Here is a 16,190-nt window from a genome sequence, read left to right on the forward strand (position 1 = left end):
CCCCGCCACATGTTGCGCGGCTACGGGGACCTAGCCCCGAAGGTGTTACAGTAGGATCAGCCCCATGCCCGTTGTTGTTGTCGAATCCCCGGCGAAAGCCAAAACCATCAACGGATATCTGGGTAAGGATTACACGGTCTTGGCCAGCTACGGCCATGTCCGTGACCTGCCGCCCAAGGACGGCAGTGTGAAGCCGGACGAGGGGTTCGACATGCTGTGGGAGGTCGCCTCTGACAGCAAGAAACACGTCAAGGCCATTGCCGACGCCCTGAAAGACGACAACGAATTGATCCTGGCCACCGACCCCGACCGCGAGGGGGAGGCGATCAGCTGGCACCTGCAAGAGGCGCTGACCAAGCGTAAGTCCATCAAAAAGGACACCAAGGTCAGCCGTGTGGTGTTCAACGCCATCACCAAGACCGCTGTCACCGAGGCGATGCAGAACCCGCGTCAGGTGGACCAACCTTTGGTGGATGCCTATCTCGCGCGCCGAGCATTGGATTATCTTGTGGGCTTCAACCTGTCCCCGGTTCTGTGGCGCAAGCTGCCCGGGTCACGCTCTGCGGGACGGGTGCAATCGGTGTGCCTGCGCATCATCGTGGAGCGGGAGATGGAGATCGAGGTCTTCAACCCGCAGGAATACTGGACCGTGAAATCCACCCTCGTGTCCCCACGGGGACAGTCCTACGAGGCGCGGCTGGTGGGCTATGCCGGAAAGAAACTGGACAAGTTCGATTTGAAAGACAGCACCGCAGCCGAATTGGCCGTGCAAGCCATCAAATCGCGCGATTTGACCGTCAAATCCGTGGAGGCCAAGCCTGCCAGCCGCAACCCCTCGCCCCCTTCATGACCTCGACCCTGCAGCAAGAGGCCAGCCGCAAGTTCGGCTTTGGCGCGCGCCAGACCATGTCCACGGCGCAGCGGCTGTACGAGGCGGGCCTGATCACATACATGCGGACCGACGGCATCGACATGGCGCCCGAGGCTGTGGCCGAGGCCCGCGATGCAATCAGCGACCGCTACGGCAAGGACTATGTCCCCGGGTCCCCGCGCATCTACAAGAACAAAGCCAAGAACGCCCAAGAGGCGCACGAGTGTATCCGCCCCACGGACATGACCCGCAGCGCGGACGACATCAAAGTGTCCGAAGCCGACCAGCGCAAGCTGTATGATCTGATCTGGAAGCGCACCCTGGCCAGCCAGATGGAGAGCGCCCGGATGGAGCGGACCACCGCCATGATCACCAGCGCCGATGGTCAGGTGGAACTGCGCGCCAGCGGTCAGGTGATGCTGTTTGACGGGTTCCTGCGCGTCTACGAGGAAGGCCGCGACGACGACGTCACCGATGACGACGACAAGCGCCTGCCCGCCCTGTCCCAAGGGGAACCGCAGGCCAAGGAGGCCATCACGCCCGAGCAACACTTCACCCAGCCGCCCCCCGCTACACCGAGGCAACCCTTGTGAAGCGGATGGAGGAGCTTGGGATCGGGCGACCCTCGACCTACGCCAGCATCGTCACGACCATTCAGGATCGCGGCTATGTGGTCAAAGACAAGAACCGCCTGATCCCCGAGGACAAGGGGCGCTTGGTCACGGTGTTCCTGTCCAACTATTTCCGCAAATACGTGGGCTACGATTTCACCGCCCAGATGGAGCAGGAGCTGGACGAGGTCAGCGCAGGCGACCGCGCGTGGAAGGACGTGCTGGACCGTTTCTGGCGCGATTTCAAAGCCGCGATTGATGAAACGGCGGAACTGCGCATCACTGAAGTCTTGGAAAAGATTAACGAGGTGCTGGAACCGCATCTGTTCCCCGACCAAGGCGACGGCAAGAACCCGCGCCTGTGCCCCAATTGCGAGATTGGCCGCCTGTCCATGCGCACGGCCCGGTCCGGCGGCGCGTTCATCGGCTGTTCCGAATATCCCAACTGCCGCTACACCCGCCCCTTCGGCCCCCCCGGCATGGAGGAGGAAAGCGCAATTCCACCCGAGGGCAAGAACCTGGGCCAGGACGGCGGCGACAACATCTGGGTCCACAAGGGTCGCTTTGGCCCCTACGTGCAGCGCGGCGAGGTCAGCGACGACAACAAAAAGCCCCCCGTCAGTCCGTTCCCAAGGAATGGGCCCCCGAGGATGTCACGCTGGAGGAGGCCGTCAAGCTGCTGGCCCTGCCCCGTCCCCTTGGGGAACACCCCGAGGATGGCGTGATGGTCTGGGCCAATATCGGGCGCTATGGTCCCTACCTGAAACACGCGGGGTCGACCTCGCACCGGGGCGGCACCAACGCCAACCTCGAAAGCATCGACGAGGTCTGGACCGTGGGCATGAACCGCGCCGTGCAGCTGTTGGCCGAAAAGGTCGCCAGTCGCGGCGGGCGCGGGGCGGCGGCCAAGCCCATCAAAGAGCTGGGCGAACACCCCCGCGCCACCGGTCCCATCGGCATCTACAAGGGCAAGTACGGGCCTTATGTGAAATGGGAAAAGGTCAATGCGACCATCCCCGACACCATCGAACCCGATGATTTGACCGTGGATCAGGCGGTGGAGTTGATCGACGAGCGGCTGGCCAAGCAGGGTAAGAAACCAGCCGCCAAAAAGGCGGCCCCCAAAAAGAAAGCCGCCCCCAAGAAAACCGCTGCGAAAAAGCCCGCGGCCAAAAAATCGGTCGCGAAGAAGAAGGAAGGCTAGGGCTTAGCCTTTCTTCTCGCCTGGGGCTTTGGCCGGGAATTTTGCGTTATACTCGGCCAGGGCATCCTCATAAGACGCCATGAGTTTATCATACTCTTCGGGCTTCACTTGCAGGTTTCTGCCCGCGGCCAAGGCTTGTGACAGGTGTACCTTTGCGGCAGCCTGCGCGCTTGGATCATCTGGACCTGCAGAAATCGCGTCACGCGCCGTGGCCAGCGAGGACTCGAAGCTCTCGGTGACGCCATTTGGATTTTTGATCAGGAACGCCCACGCCTCATCGTATGCGGCTTGATCAAGGATCGAAGCCCTGCTGAAGGTATCTCCAAAGGACGTGACGATGGTCGATTTCTTCATCTCGCCCGAAATGTCCGTGGACAGATCTTGTACGCCAGACGACACGACAGACATCGTGGCCAGCCCCAATCCGACCAGAGCGGCAGTCAAGACAACCCAATCGACGGTGACAGCGCCGGTATCGTCCGTGGCGAATTTATAAAGGTGGTGCATTTGTTGGCCTTCGTAGCTTTGAGCCCTGCACCAGCGCCTAAAATCTAATCACGGCCAAACTACGACAAGACTTGGGCATTTACCTTGACGCAAAGGCAAAGCACACCGACATCTAGGGCAACTGAAAGGACACAACATGTCTGACCTGCCTCGCCTGACCCCCCGCCCCGATGTGTTGGAGTTTCTTGCCACCCGGCGATCCCGCCCGGCCAAGACCCTGAACACGCCCGTCCCCGGACGCGCGGAAGTCGAGGCGCTGCTGGAACTGGCCGCCCGCACGCCCGACCATGGCAAGTTGGAGCCGTGGCGGTTTCTGGTCCATGACCGCGCCGCCTGCCTGACCATGGCCGACAGTGTGCGCCGCGTTGGGGCGGAACAGGGGCGCGACCCCGACAAGATCGAAAAGGCCGCCGGCAGCTGGGACAAGGCGCATTTGGTTGTCACCGTGGTGGCCAGCCCAAAACCGTCCGACAAGATCCCCGAGGTGGAACAAACCCTGTCCGCAGGTGCTGCCTGTCAGAACCTGCTGATCGCGGCATTGGCGGCGGGCTGGGGATGTAACTGGCTGTCGGCGTGGCCCGCCACAGATCGCGCGGCGCTGGATGCACTGGGCCTCGCACCCCACGAATGGGTCGCAGGCTTCATGCATCTGGGCACCGAAGGGGCGATCCCGCCCGAACGCCCGCGCCCCGATTTGGCGGCCTTGACCACGTGGGTTGGCCAATGATCCAAGATATCCTGCGCGCCCTTGGCCAATTGGGGGATGCTCGGTTTCGCGGCGTCGTCCTGATGGGCGTGGGTCTTGCGGTCGGCTTGCTTGCACTGTTTTCCGTGGGTGTGATTTGGCTGGTGCAACTGTTGATCGGCCCGTCCCTGACCCTGCCATGGTTCGGCGAGGTCACGTGGCTGGACAACGTTGCAAGCTTGGCCCTAATCCCCGTGATGATAGGCCTGTCCGTGGTCTTGATGATCCCCGTCGCATCGGCGTTTACGGGGGTGTTTCTGGACCGGATCGCAGACGCGGTCGAGGCGCGTCACTACCCCACAATGGGCCCGGCACGGGGGCAAAGCATGGCAAGTGCCCTGCGCGACTCGGTGGGCTTTCTCGGGGTGATGCTGGTGGCCAACCTCTTTGCGTTGGTCATCTATCTGCTGGTCGCTCCGCTCGCCCCGGTGATCTTCTGGATCGTGAACGGCGCGTTGCTGGGGCGTGAATATGGACAGATGGTCGCCATGCGCCGCATGTCGCGTACGGACGCACACGCATGGCGCAAGGCGAACCGGGGCACCCTGTGGGTCATGGGCATCGCCATGGCCATCCCCCTGACAGTGCCCATTCTAAACCTGCTTGTGCCGGTGATCGGCGTGGCCGCCTTTACCCATGCCTATCACAGACTGCCGGGGCCGAAGCGGTCATAAAGGTTGATCATGTCCAGGGTCAAAACCCCCGACGAGATCGCCCAGACCAAGGGCACCCATAGAACGACCGTGATGCCCGTGGTGATCCGCAACCGCTTGCGGATCTGAGGGTTCGCGGGGGCACCGGCGTGTGTCCCCATCACCACCGCGCCATCATCCGCCTGACTGGGCTGCCGGATCACCAGCACGCAAAGCAGGGTGATGAACCAGATCATTGCAAAACATACGAGGGCCGAGAATATCGCCATCAGACCTGCTCCAACTCGACCAGAGTGCCGGTGAAGTCTTTGGGGTGCAGGAACAGCACGGGCTTGCCATGGGCGCCGATCTTGGGCTCTCCGCTGCCCAGCACCCGCGCGCCGGTGGCTTGGAGCTTGTCGCGGGCGGCCAGAATATCATCCACTTCGTAACAAATGTGATGAATTCCGCCCGAGGGGTTCTTGTCCAAAAACCCTTGGATCGGAGAGTTTTCGCCCAGAGGATACAGCAACTCGATCTTGGTGTTGGGCAACTCGATAAAGATCACCGTGACCCCGTGATCCGGCTCATCTTGTGGCGCGCCGACCTTGGCCCCCAAGGTATCGCGGTATTGCGCGGCGGCGGCGTCCAAGTCTGGAACGGCGATGGCCACGTGGTTGAGACGTCCGATCATGGGAAACTCCTTTTGCTTGGGCCTGTATATGACGCCCGGCCAAAGGCGCGGCAAGGGCCTGCGACGCCACGTGCGTTTACCATTCATTAGGGAAGACGGGGTTTGGTGATGACAGACAGAATCGGAGCGATAGATGGACGACCTAGAAAGCCTCGGGCTTGCCAGCCCACGACCGACCCCGACGCGGCCCCTGTTGGGCCTGACGATCCTGATCGTCGAGGACAGCCGCTTTGCGTCCGAGGCGCTGCGCCTGTTGTGCCTGCGGTCCGGCGCACGCATCCGCCGGGCCGATTGCATTGAATCCGCGCGCAGGCATCTGAAAACCTACCGCCCCACCGCCGCAATCGTGGACATTGGCCTGCCTGATGGGTCCGGGCTTGACCTGATCAAGACCCTGCACAGCGCCACACAGCGGCCTCGCATCGTCTTGGCCACCAGCGGGGCCGACCGCGCTGGTATTGAACCGGCTTGCCTAGAGGCGGGCGCGGATGGGTTCCTGCCCAAACCTCTCGAAAGCCTTGCCGCGTTTCAGCAGGCCATCCTGATGCACCTTCCCGCGCAAGACCGGCCCAAAGGTCTGCGTCTGGTGAACGAGGACAAGATCTCCCCCGACGAATTCGCCATGCACGAGGATCTGGCCTATGCCGCCGACCTGATGGACAAGGGCGGGGCTGACGATCATTTCATTGCGGGCTTTCTGAAAGGGATCGCGCGCACGGGCCATGACGAGACGCTGTTGACGACGGCGCGCGAGTTGGATCAGGCGGCCAGCGATGCCGTGCGCGCAAAGGTCCGCGCGCTTGTACAACAACGGTTGACCCAACGGCGCGCTGTCTAAAGCGCGGGGTCCTTTGCCCGGCGCACCAGCCCGGTCAGATCGCCAAGGCGTTCCCGCTGCGCGCCCGTGTCGTCAAAGTTCGCCGGGGACAGCCACGTCCCATAGGCCTCCTGCAAGGCGGGCCAATCGGTGTCGAGTATCGCAAACCAAGCCGTGTCCCGATTGCGGCCTTTGACGATCATGTGCTGCTGGAACACGCCCTCGAAACTGAAGCCAAAGCGCTGCGCTGCCCGCCGAGACGGCAGATTCAACGCGTCACACTTCCACTCGAACCGGCGATAGCCCGCCTCAAAGGCTTGGCGCATCATCAGATAGACCGCCTCGGTCGCGGCGCGCTTGCGTTGCAGGGCGGGCGCAAAGGTCAGATAGCCCACTTCGATCACACCGTTTGCAGGCGCGTCCCGCAGATAGGCCGCGACGCCCAACCACTTGCTTTGGTCCTGATCCCGGATGGCATAGAACCACGTGTCTGTTTGCGCCGTGATCTCGGTGACATAGCGGTGGTAGCTGGCCTGCGAGGCAAAGGGGCCCGCGTGCATGTAGGTCCAGATCGCCGGATCCGCGCTGAACGCTTGATGCAGCACGGCGGCATGGCGGCTGGCATCCAAGGGTTCCAACCGCGCAAAACGGCCCTGCAACACCTGATCCCGGGCCATCTGGGGCGGGGTCCAATTCAAAAGATCACGCTTCATGACCGCAGCCTGCGCCCGCTGGACCGTTAACGCAAGACCCCCGGGTCGGCCCCCATGTCCAACCCCGGGAAAATCACCGTTTCCAAAACCGTGCGCGACAGGCCGAATTGCCCCGCCAGTGCCCAGGCCGAATAGGCCCGCACGTCCCCCGTGGGCATCAGATCGCGGCGGTCCAGCAAGGCGGCCTCCGCCAGACCGGGCCACGCGCCGAACACCTGCCCGCCACGCACGGCCCCTCCGGCCAGAACCGCGACCCCGCCCGTGCCGTGGTCCGTACCACCGCTCCCGTTGATCGCAACGGTACGTCCGAACTCGGTCATCGCGATGACGGTGGTTTGATCCCATGTAACGCCCAGACGATCCCGCAGACCCACGATCCCATCGGCCAGCACGCCCAAGGCGCGCGGCAGCTGGTGCGCCTGCGCCCGGTGCGTATCCCATCCGCCCACGGACAGGGCCGCGATGCGCGTGTCCTGCAACAACTGTTCAGCGGTGAAATCAAAAAGCGCCTGTGCCCGCCGCCCCCGACCCCCGTCCCCGCCCCCGCCCCCGCCCATGGGGCCGCCCGACGCCTCGGAAAAGGCAAGGGCATCGGCCACGGCGTCGCGGAACAGGGGGTCATCGTGGTAAATGTGGTCCAGCAAGGCGGCTGTGGCAGGCGGTACCTCCAACTGGGCATCGGGGGCCCAGGCACCGTGGTCCGCCGGCCCGCGCAAAATGGCCATATCCGTGCGCCCTACGGCCAGCGCGGTGGACCCGGTCGCGCCCGGTAGGGCCTGCACGACGCGGTTCAACCAGCCATCGGACGCGCCCACGCCCGGCGTGCCCGCCTCCAGTATATCTTGCCCGTCGAAGTGGCTGCGCCCGTTACGGTAGGGCGTCGAGACCGCTTGGGCGAAGGCCAGATCACCTGCCGCCCACAGGGGGCGCAGGGCGTCTAACCCCGGATGCATCCGGTGAAACCCCGTCAGATCCGCGCCGCCCGAGGTGTCGAAACCGGGGCGCATCAAGGCCAGCCCTGGATCGCCCAAGGGGCGCAACACGTCCAGCCCGTCCATCCCCCCGCGCAGAATGATCACCACAAGGCGCCTTTCCCCGGGCACCTGCGCCATGGCCACAGGGGTCACGAGGGGCGAGGCGGCCAGCGAACAGGCCCCGGCCAAAAGCGCGCGTCGGGTCAGGTCCATGGTCATCTCCGCTGAAACTCTGCCGAGGCGAGGATCAGGCCGATCCCATCCGCCCGGCTTTCGGCCGCCCCCGCCGCAAACCGCAACCGGTCACTGGCCAGAGGGCCAAGGGCCACGTCCACAAAGGCGCGCGGGTCCGGCAGGTCGGTGCGCAGGCGCGCGGGCTGGGACAGGGCCCATTCCAACCGCGCGGCCAGCCCTTGGGGCGTGATCCATGCCGCCGCCGTATCGGGCCATCCGTCCGGCCCCGGCGGGCGCTGCCACGGTTGGCCCATCAACTCCATCGGGCGCAAAACGGCGTTGCGGATCGCGCGGGGATCGGCAATGGGGACGGTGCGCCCGACGTCCAGCGCCCGGCAACTGGCCACGATCCATTCGAAGGGCTGCCGCACCTTGCCCCGTGCGCGCGTCCATGCCCCCGGATGGGCCAGCATCGCCGCGTAGACGGCACCGAGGTCCCCGCCCGTTTCCAAAAAGACGTCCCCCAGGGCGCGCACCAACGCCGGGTCTGGGGTATCGGACACGAAATAGGTGGCCAGTTTACGCGCGATGTGGCGGGCCGTATCGGGATGCCGGGCAATCATCGTCAGCGCCGCGCGAATATCGTCCAGACTGGCTGGGCCGCCGCCGAAGGACTGGCCCAGTATCACCTCTGGCCCCGGTTCGGCAGAGATCCGTGAAAAGACCCGCGCGCCGGTTTTGGCGTTGATCCGCAGGCCGGTCAGAAGTTCCGCCAACTGCTGCACATCTGTCTGGGTGTAGCCCGCCCGCGCGCCCATGGTGTGCAGTTCCAATATCTCGCGCGCGAGGTTTTCGTTCAGGCCGCGCCCGGCGCGGCGCTGAGCCGCCTTGGAATTCGGTCCGACCGAAAAGTGTTGATCCAAATACAGGACCATGGCCGGGTGGGTGACCGCCTCGAACAACAGATCCTCGAAGGTGCCCGTGATATACGGTCGGATGGCTTGGTCCACATAGGCCGACACGGCGTATTGCACAGGCCGGACGCGCGCAGAGACCGTGAAATGGTCCGCCCAGAACCACGTCAGGCGTTCGCGCAGGCCGGTGGGGGCGATCACGCCCCGGGACAGCGTGGCCCCCACATCGGCCCAATGGGTGCGGCGGAAGGCGCGGGTCAGGGCCCGACGCTCGGACCTTTTGTCGTCCGTGGGAGTGCGGGCGCCCATGACCTGTCGCCACTTGGCTTGGTCGGCCATGCGGTCGACCCATGGCCCGATGGGGCGTGCTTGCGCGATCGTGTCTGGCCCCGTGATCTCGACCAGCAGCGCCTCGGGCGTGGGCAGGGGGTGGCGCGGGGACAGGCCCGTGCCAAACCGCGTGGCGGCAATGTGAGGGTCAAACGACATGCCCCCACCATAACAAACGGCCCGCCCCCGGGTAGGGGAACGGGCCGTTTGAGGTGTGCGAAAGGTTGATCCGGGCGTTAGTCCTGGGGAATGACGCGCAGGCCCAATTCCATCAACTGATCGCTGGAGGGCACGCTGGGCGCATCCATCATCAGATCCTCGGCGCGCTGGTTCATGGGGAACAGCATCACTTCGCGGATGTTGGACTGATCGGCCAGCAGCATGACGATGCGGTCGATGCCAGCGGCACAGCCCCCGTGGGGGGCGCGCCGTATTGGAACGCGTTGACCATACCGCCGAACCGCTTGCGCACCTCATCCTCGCCGTAACCGGCAAGGGCGAAGGCCTTGAACATGATCTCTGGCTTGTGGTTCCGGATCGCGCCGGAAATCAGCTCATAGCCGTTACACGCAAGGTCATATTGATAGCCAAGCACCTCCAACGGATCGCCGTCCAGTGCCGCCTCGCCGCCCTGAGGCATAGAGAACGGGTTGTGGCTGAAGTCGATCTTGCCGGTTTCCTCGTCCGCCTCGTACATGGGGAAATCCACGATCCAGGCAAAGGCAAAGCGGTTGGTGTCGGTCAGGCCCAGCTCGTCCCCGATTACGGCACGCGCCTTGCCCGCGACCCGTTCAAAGGCCGATGGTTTGCCGCCCAAGAAGAAGGCGGCGTCGCCGACCTCCAGGCCCAGTTGTTGGCGGATCGCTTCGGTCCGTTCGGGGCCGATGTTTTTGGCCAGCGGCCCCGCAGCCTCTAGGCCCTGCCCCTGATCGCGCCAGAAGATATAGCCCATCCCGGGCAGGCCTTCCTTCTGGGCAAAGGCGTTCATGCGGTCGCAGAACTTGCGCGACCCGCCCTTGGGCGCGGGGATGGCGCGGATTTCGGTGCCCTCTTGCTCCAACAGTTTGGCGAAGATCGCAAAGCCGGAGCCGCGGAAATGCTCCGACACGTCCTGCATCTTGATCGGGTTGCGCAGGTCGGGCTTGTCGGTCCCGTACCACAGGGCCGCGTCCTTGTAGCTGATCTGTTCCCAGTGGGTGTCGACGGTGCGGCCCCCGCCGAATTCCTCGAAGATGCCCTGAATGACCGGCTGGATCGTGTCGAACACGTCCTGCTGTTCGACAAAGGACATTTCCATGTCCAACTGGTAGAAGTCGGTGGGGGAGCGGTCGGCCCGGGGGTCCTCGTCCCGGAAACAGGGGGCGATCTGGAAATACTTGTCAAAGCCCGAGACCATCAGCAGCTGTTTGAACTGTTGGGGCGCTTGCGGCAGGGCATAGAACTTGCCCGGTTGCAGGCGCGAGGGCACCAGAAAGTCGCGCGCCCCTTCGGGCGAGGATGCGGTGATAATCGGCGTCTGGTATTCGCGGAAGTTCAGATCCCACATCCGCCGGCGCATGGACGACACCACGTCCGAGCGCAGCATCATGTTGCGCTGCATCACGTCCCGGCGCAGGTCCAGAAAGCGGTACTTGAGGCGGGTTTCTTCGGGGTATTCCTGATCGCCAAAGACCATCAGGGGCAGCTCCCCTGCCGCGCCCAACACCTCGATGTCGCGCACAAAGACCTCGATCTCGCCCGTGGGCAGCTTGGGGTTCACAAGCGACGCGTCGCGGGCCTTCACCTCGCCGTCGATGCGGATACAGTATTCGGACCGGACCTTTTCCACCTGTTCAAACACCGGGCTGTCGGGGTCGCACAGGACCTGGGTCATGCCATAGTGGTCGCGCAGGTCGATGAACAAAACACCGCCGTGGTCGCGGATGCGGTGCACCCAGCCCGACAGGCGGACAGTCTGGCCCACGTTGTCTTTGGTCAATTCTGCGCAGGTTTGGGTGCGATAGGCGTGCATGTCAGGCTCCGAAGTCAGGTCACGGCGATACACCCCGTGGGCGCGGTGAAGTCAAGCCAAAGCGCAAGATCGGCCCCCGCGCACTGTGACGGTGTGTCTAGTATGTCTGACATGTAAGATATGTTAGACATGTTGCGGGTGTACACGAGGACAAGCCATGATTGCCGCGACAAAGGGATTTCGACGATCAAAGGGGCCCAGATCGGGCCCCATGCGATCCATCAAATGCTGCCGGTGCTGGAACAGACCGGCGGGCCGAAGCTGGTGGATGCCATGCTGCAAGCCTCTGGCATCGAGGATCTGCCCCCCGAGGATCAGGGATTGATGGAGGAAGGCCCCGTCGCCCGCCTGCACCAGACCCTGCGCCGGGACATGCCGGACCAAGCGGCGGCGATCACCTATGCGGCGGGCGTGCGGACGGCGGATTACATCATTGCCAACAAAATCCCACGTGTGTTGTGCTGGCTGCTGCCCCGCCTGCCCCACGTGCTGGCGGCGCGTATCCTGACCCGGTCCGTACAACGCAACGCCTGGACCTTTACGGGGTCGGGGCGGTTCAACGTGCTGGGCCTGAACCCGATCCGGTTGCAGATCGCGGACAACCCCACAGTGCGCGGCGAGGTCAGCGACAAGAACCTGTGCCATTGGCACACCGGCGTGTTTACGGAGCTTTACGCCAGGTTGGTGCGAGACGACTATGTGGCGCGGGAACTGGCCTGCTGTGCCAATCAATCCCCGGCGTGCCGTTTCGAAATTGCGCCTTCGGCATGACCCCTATCAAGGGCGCGCCTCCCCCGAGGGTATCTGCGCCCCGAGGAAGGTCGGGTCACTCTGCCGCGATGGACGCCCCCGGTTTTTGATCAAGGATGCGGGGCGACAGATCGTCATAGACTGTGACCCCGTCGGGAAACACGCGACCCACGGCAGCATCCCCGGGTACAGCGGCCACCTGTAGGCCAGCGGCGCGGGCGGCTTGCGCACTTTCGGGCGTGTCTTCGATCGCCAGCACATCCTGACCCTTCAGATCAAGCCGGCGCAGGGCCAATTCGTAAATGTCGGGGGCGGGCTTGGGGCGTTTGACCAAGGCACCGTGGCCGACAAAGGCCAGCACGTCCACGGGCAGGGCCTCGTAGACCTGGCGCAGGATTGTGCGCAACTGGTCGCGGCTGGTGGTGCTGGCCACGCCCAAGGTCAGGCCGCGCGTGCGGGCAGCGCGCACCATGTGTTTCAGCCCGTCCCGGGGCGTGATCTGATCGGTCATGGCCTTAAAGTGCGCCTCTTTCGCGGCGTGCAGGGCGGTGGCATCCACCTCTGCGCCCTGCATTTCGGCCCATTTGCGGATGCGCGCCGCGCCGCCGGGATCGCGCAGCAGTTTCTGGTAGGTATGCCAGTCCCAGTGCCAGTCCAGCCCCGCATCCTTGAAGGCGCGGTTGAAGGCCCGCCGTTGCAGGTCAGAGGTTTCGGCAAGGGTGCCAATGGCCCCGAACAAGATCGCTTTCATGGTGAAACTCCGGCTAGGATGGTCGTCCTAATCCAGTAACTGGTGTCCGCCCCCTTCGGTTCCAGCAAAACTGCGCCCGCAAGCGGGGTTGCGCATGGCGCGCCCATCCCTATAACCCGCACAGATTTACCTGCCCTTGGCGGGACAGATTCCTCGCGCCCCGGAGAAGACACATGCCCAAACGTACCGATATCAAATCCATCATGATCATCGGGGCGGGGCCCATCGTGATCGGGCAGGCATGCGAATTCGACTATTCCGGCGCACAGGCGTGCAAGGCCCTGCGAGAGGAAGGCTATCGGGTCATTCTGGTCAATTCCAACCCCGCCACGATCATGACCGACCCCGGGCTGGCCGATGCCACCTATATCGAGCCGATCACGCCCGAGGTCGTCGCCCGGATCATCGAAAAGGAACGCCCCGATGCGCTGTTGCCCACCATGGGCGGGCAGACGGGTCTGAACACCTCTCTGGCGCTGGACGACATGGGCGTGCTGGAAAAATACAACGTGGAGCTGATCGGGGCCAAGCGCGAGGCTATTGAAATGGCCGAGGACCGCAAGTTGTTCCGCGAGGCGATGGACCGTCTGGGCATCGAAAACCCCAAGGCGACGATTGTGGCCGCCCCCAAGGACGCAAACGGTAAATACGACATCGCCGCCGGCGTGGCCAAGGCCATGGGTGATCTGGAACACATCGGCCTGCCTGCGATCATTCGGCCTGCGTTTACGTTGGGCGGGACCGGTGGCGGCGTGGCCTACAACCGCGCCGACTACGAGGCGATCTGTCGGAGTGGCCTTGAGGCCTCCCCCATGGCGCAGATCCTTGTGGACCAATCCCTGCTGGGTTGGAAGGAATACGAGATGGAGGTCGTGCGCGACACCGCCGACAACGCCATCATCGTCTGTGCCATCGAAAACGTGGACCCCATGGGCGTGCACACCGGGGATTCGATCACCGTGGCCCCTGCCCTGACCCTGACGGACAAGGAATACCAGTTGATGCGCACGCACTCGATCAACGTGTTGCGCGAGATCGGGGTGGAAACCGGCGGGTCCAACGTCCAGTGGGCCGTGAACCCCAAGGACGGGCGCATGGTGGTGATCGAAATGAACCCCCGGGTGTCGCGGTCCTCTGCGCTGGCGTCCAAGGCGACAGGCTTCCCCATCGCCAAGATCGCCGCGAAACTGGCCGTGGGCTACACGCTGGACGAATTGGACAATGACATCACCAAGGTGACGCCCGCGTCCTTCGAGCCGACGATTGACTACGTCGTCACCAAGATCCCGAAATTCGCCTTCGAGAAATTCCCCGGGTCCGAGCCGCTTCTGACGACGGCGATGAAATCCGTGGGCGAGACGATGGCCATCGGCCGCACGATCCACGAATCGATGCAAAAGGCGCTGGCCTCCATGGAATCCGGGTTGACCGGATTTGACGACATCGACCTGCCCTCGGACCCCGCCGCCATCAAGGCAGAGCTGGGTCGCCAGACCCCCGACCGTATCCTTGTCATTGCCCAAGCCATGCGCGAAGGCCTGAGCAACGACGAAATCCAGGCCATCACGGCCTATGACCCGTGGTTCCTGTCCCGCATCCGCGAGATCGTGGAGGTGGAAAACGAGGTCCGCGCCGAGGGCCTGCCCGTGACCGAAACCGGCCTGCGGCGGCTGAAAATGATGGGCTTCACCGATGCCCGTCTGGCCAAACTGACCGGCCGGACCGAGGACAACGTGCGCCGCGCCCGCCTGAACCTTGGCGTCACCGCGCAGTTCAAACGCATCGACACCTGCGCCGCCGAGTTCGAGGCGCAGACCCCCTACATGTATTCCACCTACGAGACCCCCGTCATGGGGGAGCCGGAGTGCGAAGCGCGGCCCTCGGACGCCAAAAAGGTCGTCATTCTGGGCGGCGGTCCCAACCGGATCGGTCAGGGGATCGAATTCGACTACTGCTGTTGTCACGCCTGTTTCGCCCTGTCCGATCAGGGCTACGAGACGATCATGATCAACTGCAACCCCGAGACGGTGTCGACAGACTACGACACCTCCGACCGGCTGTACTTTGAACCCCTCACCTTCGAACACGTCATGGAAATCCTGCGCGTGGAGCAGGACAACGGCACCCTGCACGGCGTGATCGTGCAGTTCGGCGGCCAGACGCCCCTGAAACTGGCCAATGCGCTGAACGAGGCGGGCATCCCGATCCTTGGCACCTCCCCCGATGCCATTGATCTGGCAGAGGACCGGGAGCGGTTCCAGCAGCTGGTCGAACGCCTTGGCCTGAAACAACCCGTCAACGCCATCGCCACCAGCGACGAGGAGGCCCGCCTGCGCGCCGAAGAACTGGGCTATCCGCTGGTCATCCGCCCGTCCTACGTGCTGGGCGGCCGCGCCATGGAAATCGTCCGCGACACCGCGCAACTGGAACGCTACATCCGCGAGGCTGTGGTCGTGTCCGGCGACAGCCCCGTCCTGCTGGACAGCTACCTGTCCGGTGCCATCGAGGTGGACGTGGACGCCCTGTCCGACGGCACCGATGTCCACGTGGCCGGCATCATGCAACATATCGAGGAGGCGGGCGTGCACTCCGGCGACAGCGCATGTTCCCTGCCGCCCCACTCCCTGCCCGCAGACATAATCACCGAAATCCGCCGCCAGACCGTGGACCTGGCCATCGCCCTGCGCGTGGTCGGCCTGATGAACGTGCAATTCGCCGTGAAGGACAGGGACGTCTACCTGATCGAGGTGAACCCCCGCGCGTCCCGCACCGTGCCCTTCGTGGCCAAGGCGGTGGACAGCGCCATCGCCTCCATCGCCGCGCGCCTGATGGCCGGAGAGCCGCTGTCGAACTTCCCCCTGCGCGACCCCTACCCCGACAACATCGACAGTCACCTGCCCATGGGTGATCCGTTCCAACTGGCCGATCCCAACACCCCGTGGTTCAGCGTCAAGGAGGCCGTGCTCCCCTTCGCCCGCTTCCCCGGCGTGGACACGATCCTGGGGCCGGAAATGCGCTCCACCGGGGAGGTCATGGGTTGGGACCGATCCTTCCCGCGCGCCTTCCTCAAGGCGCAGATGGGCGCGGGCGTCACCCTGCCTGCCAAGGGCACCGTGTTCCTGTCGATCAAGGACATGGACAAGACCGACCAACTGGTGGACACCGCGCGCATCCTCGCGGGCCACGACTTCAAAATCCTCGCCACCTCCGGCACCGCCGCCTTCCTCGCGGATCACGGCATCGACAGCGAGGTCGTGAACAAGGCCTACGAGGGCGGGCGCACCATCGTGGACGTGATGAAGGACGGCGACGTCGATCTGGTGATGAACACCACCGAAGGCGCCCAAGCGGTCGAGGACAGCCGATCCATGCGCAACGTCGCCCTGATGGATAAGATCCCCTACTACACCACCCTCGCCGGCGCCCACGCCGCAGCACTCGCCATTCAGGCGCAGGACGAAGGGGACGTCGAGGTGCGTAGTTTGCAGTAGA

Annotated in this window: 12 protein-coding genes and 2 pseudogenes; 6 read left to right on the top strand and 8 right to left on the bottom strand. The window is 64.1% G+C overall.

All coding sequences use genetic code 11. The annotated features are described in order from the left end of the window. The first annotated feature begins 64 nt into the window (after nucleotides 1-64). Nucleotides 65-2,686 (top strand): annotated as a pseudogene (gene topA / locus ACZ1G0_RS12750) (type I DNA topoisomerase). Between the two features lie 3 nt (nucleotides 2,687-2,689). Here topA and ACZ1G0_RS12755 read toward each other — a convergent pair. Next, nucleotides 2,690-3,193, bottom strand: a complete 504-nt coding sequence (locus ACZ1G0_RS12755; RefSeq protein ID WP_472737282.1) for a hypothetical protein — start codon at nucleotides 3,191-3,193, stop codon at nucleotides 2,690-2,692. Nucleotides 3,194-3,329: 136 nt separating this feature from the next. Between ACZ1G0_RS12755 and ACZ1G0_RS12760 the strand changes: the two genes are divergently transcribed. Beyond that, a complete protein-coding gene (locus tag ACZ1G0_RS12760) occupies nucleotides 3,330-3,920 on the top strand; it encodes a nitroreductase family protein (RefSeq protein WP_472737283.1) in 591 nt (196 codons plus the stop codon). Beyond that, nucleotides 3,917-4,612 carry an EI24 domain-containing protein gene (locus ACZ1G0_RS12765; RefSeq protein ID WP_472737284.1) on the top strand — a complete coding sequence of 232 codons (696 nt, stop codon included), beginning with the start codon at nucleotides 3,917-3,919 and terminating at the stop codon, nucleotides 4,610-4,612. The genes ACZ1G0_RS12760 and ACZ1G0_RS12765 overlap by 4 nt, the downstream gene beginning before the upstream one ends. Here ACZ1G0_RS12765 and ACZ1G0_RS12770 read toward each other — a convergent pair. Continuing rightward, entirely contained in the window at nucleotides 4,582-4,860 is a 279-nt protein-coding gene (locus ACZ1G0_RS12770) for a DUF1467 family protein (protein WP_472737285.1), read from the bottom strand. The genes ACZ1G0_RS12765 and ACZ1G0_RS12770 overlap by 31 nt on opposite strands. Next, the gene (gene mce / locus ACZ1G0_RS12775; RefSeq protein WP_472737286.1) at nucleotides 4,860-5,264 is read right to left on the bottom strand and encodes a methylmalonyl-CoA epimerase; all 405 of its coding nucleotides are present in this window, start codon (nucleotides 5,262-5,264) and stop codon (nucleotides 4,860-4,862) included. The genes ACZ1G0_RS12770 and mce overlap by 1 nt, the downstream gene beginning before the upstream one ends. A gap of 133 nt (nucleotides 5,265-5,397) precedes the next feature. Between mce and ACZ1G0_RS12780 the strand changes: the two genes are divergently transcribed. Beyond that, entirely contained in the window at nucleotides 5,398-6,102 is a 705-nt protein-coding gene (locus tag ACZ1G0_RS12780) for a response regulator (protein ID WP_472737287.1), read from the top strand. On the opposite strand, the gene ACZ1G0_RS12785 is transcribed toward ACZ1G0_RS12780, so the two are convergent. The 4 genes and pseudogenes from ACZ1G0_RS12785 to aspS form a co-directional block, all read right to left on the bottom strand. After that, complete coding sequence (locus ACZ1G0_RS12785; RefSeq protein WP_472737288.1) at nucleotides 6,099-6,794, bottom strand: GNAT family N-acetyltransferase; 696 nt, start codon at nucleotides 6,792-6,794, stop codon at nucleotides 6,099-6,101. The genes ACZ1G0_RS12780 and ACZ1G0_RS12785 overlap by 4 nt on opposite strands. Before the next feature lie 26 nt (nucleotides 6,795-6,820). Further along, entirely contained in the window at nucleotides 6,821-7,981 is a 1,161-nt protein-coding gene (locus ACZ1G0_RS12790; RefSeq protein ID WP_472737289.1) for a DUF1501 domain-containing protein, read from the bottom strand. A gap of 2 nt (nucleotides 7,982-7,983) precedes the next feature. Next, entirely contained in the window at nucleotides 7,984-9,345 is a 1,362-nt protein-coding gene (locus ACZ1G0_RS12795; RefSeq protein WP_472737290.1) for a DUF1800 domain-containing protein, read from the bottom strand. 77 nt (nucleotides 9,346-9,422) lie between these two features. Beyond that, nucleotides 9,423-11,197 (bottom strand): annotated as a pseudogene (aspS, locus tag ACZ1G0_RS12800) (aspartate--tRNA ligase). 138 nt (nucleotides 11,198-11,335) lie between these two features. On the opposite strand from aspS, the gene bchJ reads away from it, so the two are divergent. Continuing rightward, a complete protein-coding gene (bchJ, locus tag ACZ1G0_RS12805; protein WP_472737291.1) occupies nucleotides 11,336-11,968 on the top strand; it encodes a bacteriochlorophyll 4-vinyl reductase in 633 nt (210 codons plus the stop codon). 55 nt (nucleotides 11,969-12,023) lie between these two features. On the opposite strand, the gene ACZ1G0_RS12810 is transcribed toward bchJ, so the two are convergent. Then, nucleotides 12,024-12,698 carry an HAD family hydrolase gene (locus ACZ1G0_RS12810; protein WP_472737292.1) on the bottom strand — a complete coding sequence of 225 codons (675 nt, stop codon included), beginning with the start codon at nucleotides 12,696-12,698 and terminating at the stop codon, nucleotides 12,024-12,026. A gap of 173 nt (nucleotides 12,699-12,871) precedes the next feature. On the opposite strand from ACZ1G0_RS12810, the gene carB reads away from it, so the two are divergent. Then, nucleotides 12,872-16,189, top strand: a complete 3,318-nt coding sequence (gene carB, locus ACZ1G0_RS12815) for a carbamoyl-phosphate synthase large subunit (RefSeq protein WP_472737293.1) — start codon at nucleotides 12,872-12,874, stop codon at nucleotides 16,187-16,189. The last annotated feature ends 1 nt before the right edge of the window (nucleotide 16,190 follow it).

The sequence above is a fragment of the Thalassobacter sp. HA4-2 genome (genome assembly GCF_055693705.1).

Bases quoted from the DNA above. Each gene is read 5' to 3' on its own strand.
- ACZ1G0_RS12755 (WP_472737282.1), bottom strand. From the start codon at position 3,193: ATGCACCACCTTTATAAATTCGCCACGGACGATACCGGCGCTGTCACC.
- ACZ1G0_RS12795 (WP_472737290.1), bottom strand. From the start codon at position 9,345: ATGTCGTTTGACCCTCACATTGCCGCCACGCGGTTTGGCACGGGCCTG.
- ACZ1G0_RS12765 (WP_472737284.1), top strand. From the start codon at position 3,917: ATGATCCAAGATATCCTGCGCGCCCTTGGCCAATTGGGGGATGCTCGG.
- carB (WP_472737293.1), top strand. From the start codon at position 12,872: ATGCCCAAACGTACCGATATCAAATCCATCATGATCATCGGGGCGGGG.
- ACZ1G0_RS12780 (WP_472737287.1), top strand. From the start codon at position 5,398: ATGGACGACCTAGAAAGCCTCGGGCTTGCCAGCCCACGACCGACCCCG.
- ACZ1G0_RS12760 (WP_472737283.1), top strand. From the start codon at position 3,330: ATGTCTGACCTGCCTCGCCTGACCCCCCGCCCCGATGTGTTGGAGTTT.
- ACZ1G0_RS12770 (WP_472737285.1), bottom strand. From the start codon at position 4,860: ATGGCGATATTCTCGGCCCTCGTATGTTTTGCAATGATCTGGTTCATC.
- ACZ1G0_RS12785 (WP_472737288.1), bottom strand. From the start codon at position 6,794: ATGAAGCGTGATCTTTTGAATTGGACCCCGCCCCAGATGGCCCGGGAT.
- ACZ1G0_RS12810 (WP_472737292.1), bottom strand. From the start codon at position 12,698: ATGAAAGCGATCTTGTTCGGGGCCATTGGCACCCTTGCCGAAACCTCT.
- mce (WP_472737286.1), bottom strand. From the start codon at position 5,264: ATGATCGGACGTCTCAACCACGTGGCCATCGCCGTTCCAGACTTGGAC.
- ACZ1G0_RS12790 (WP_472737289.1), bottom strand. From the start codon at position 7,981: ATGGACCTGACCCGACGCGCGCTTTTGGCCGGGGCCTGTTCGCTGGCC.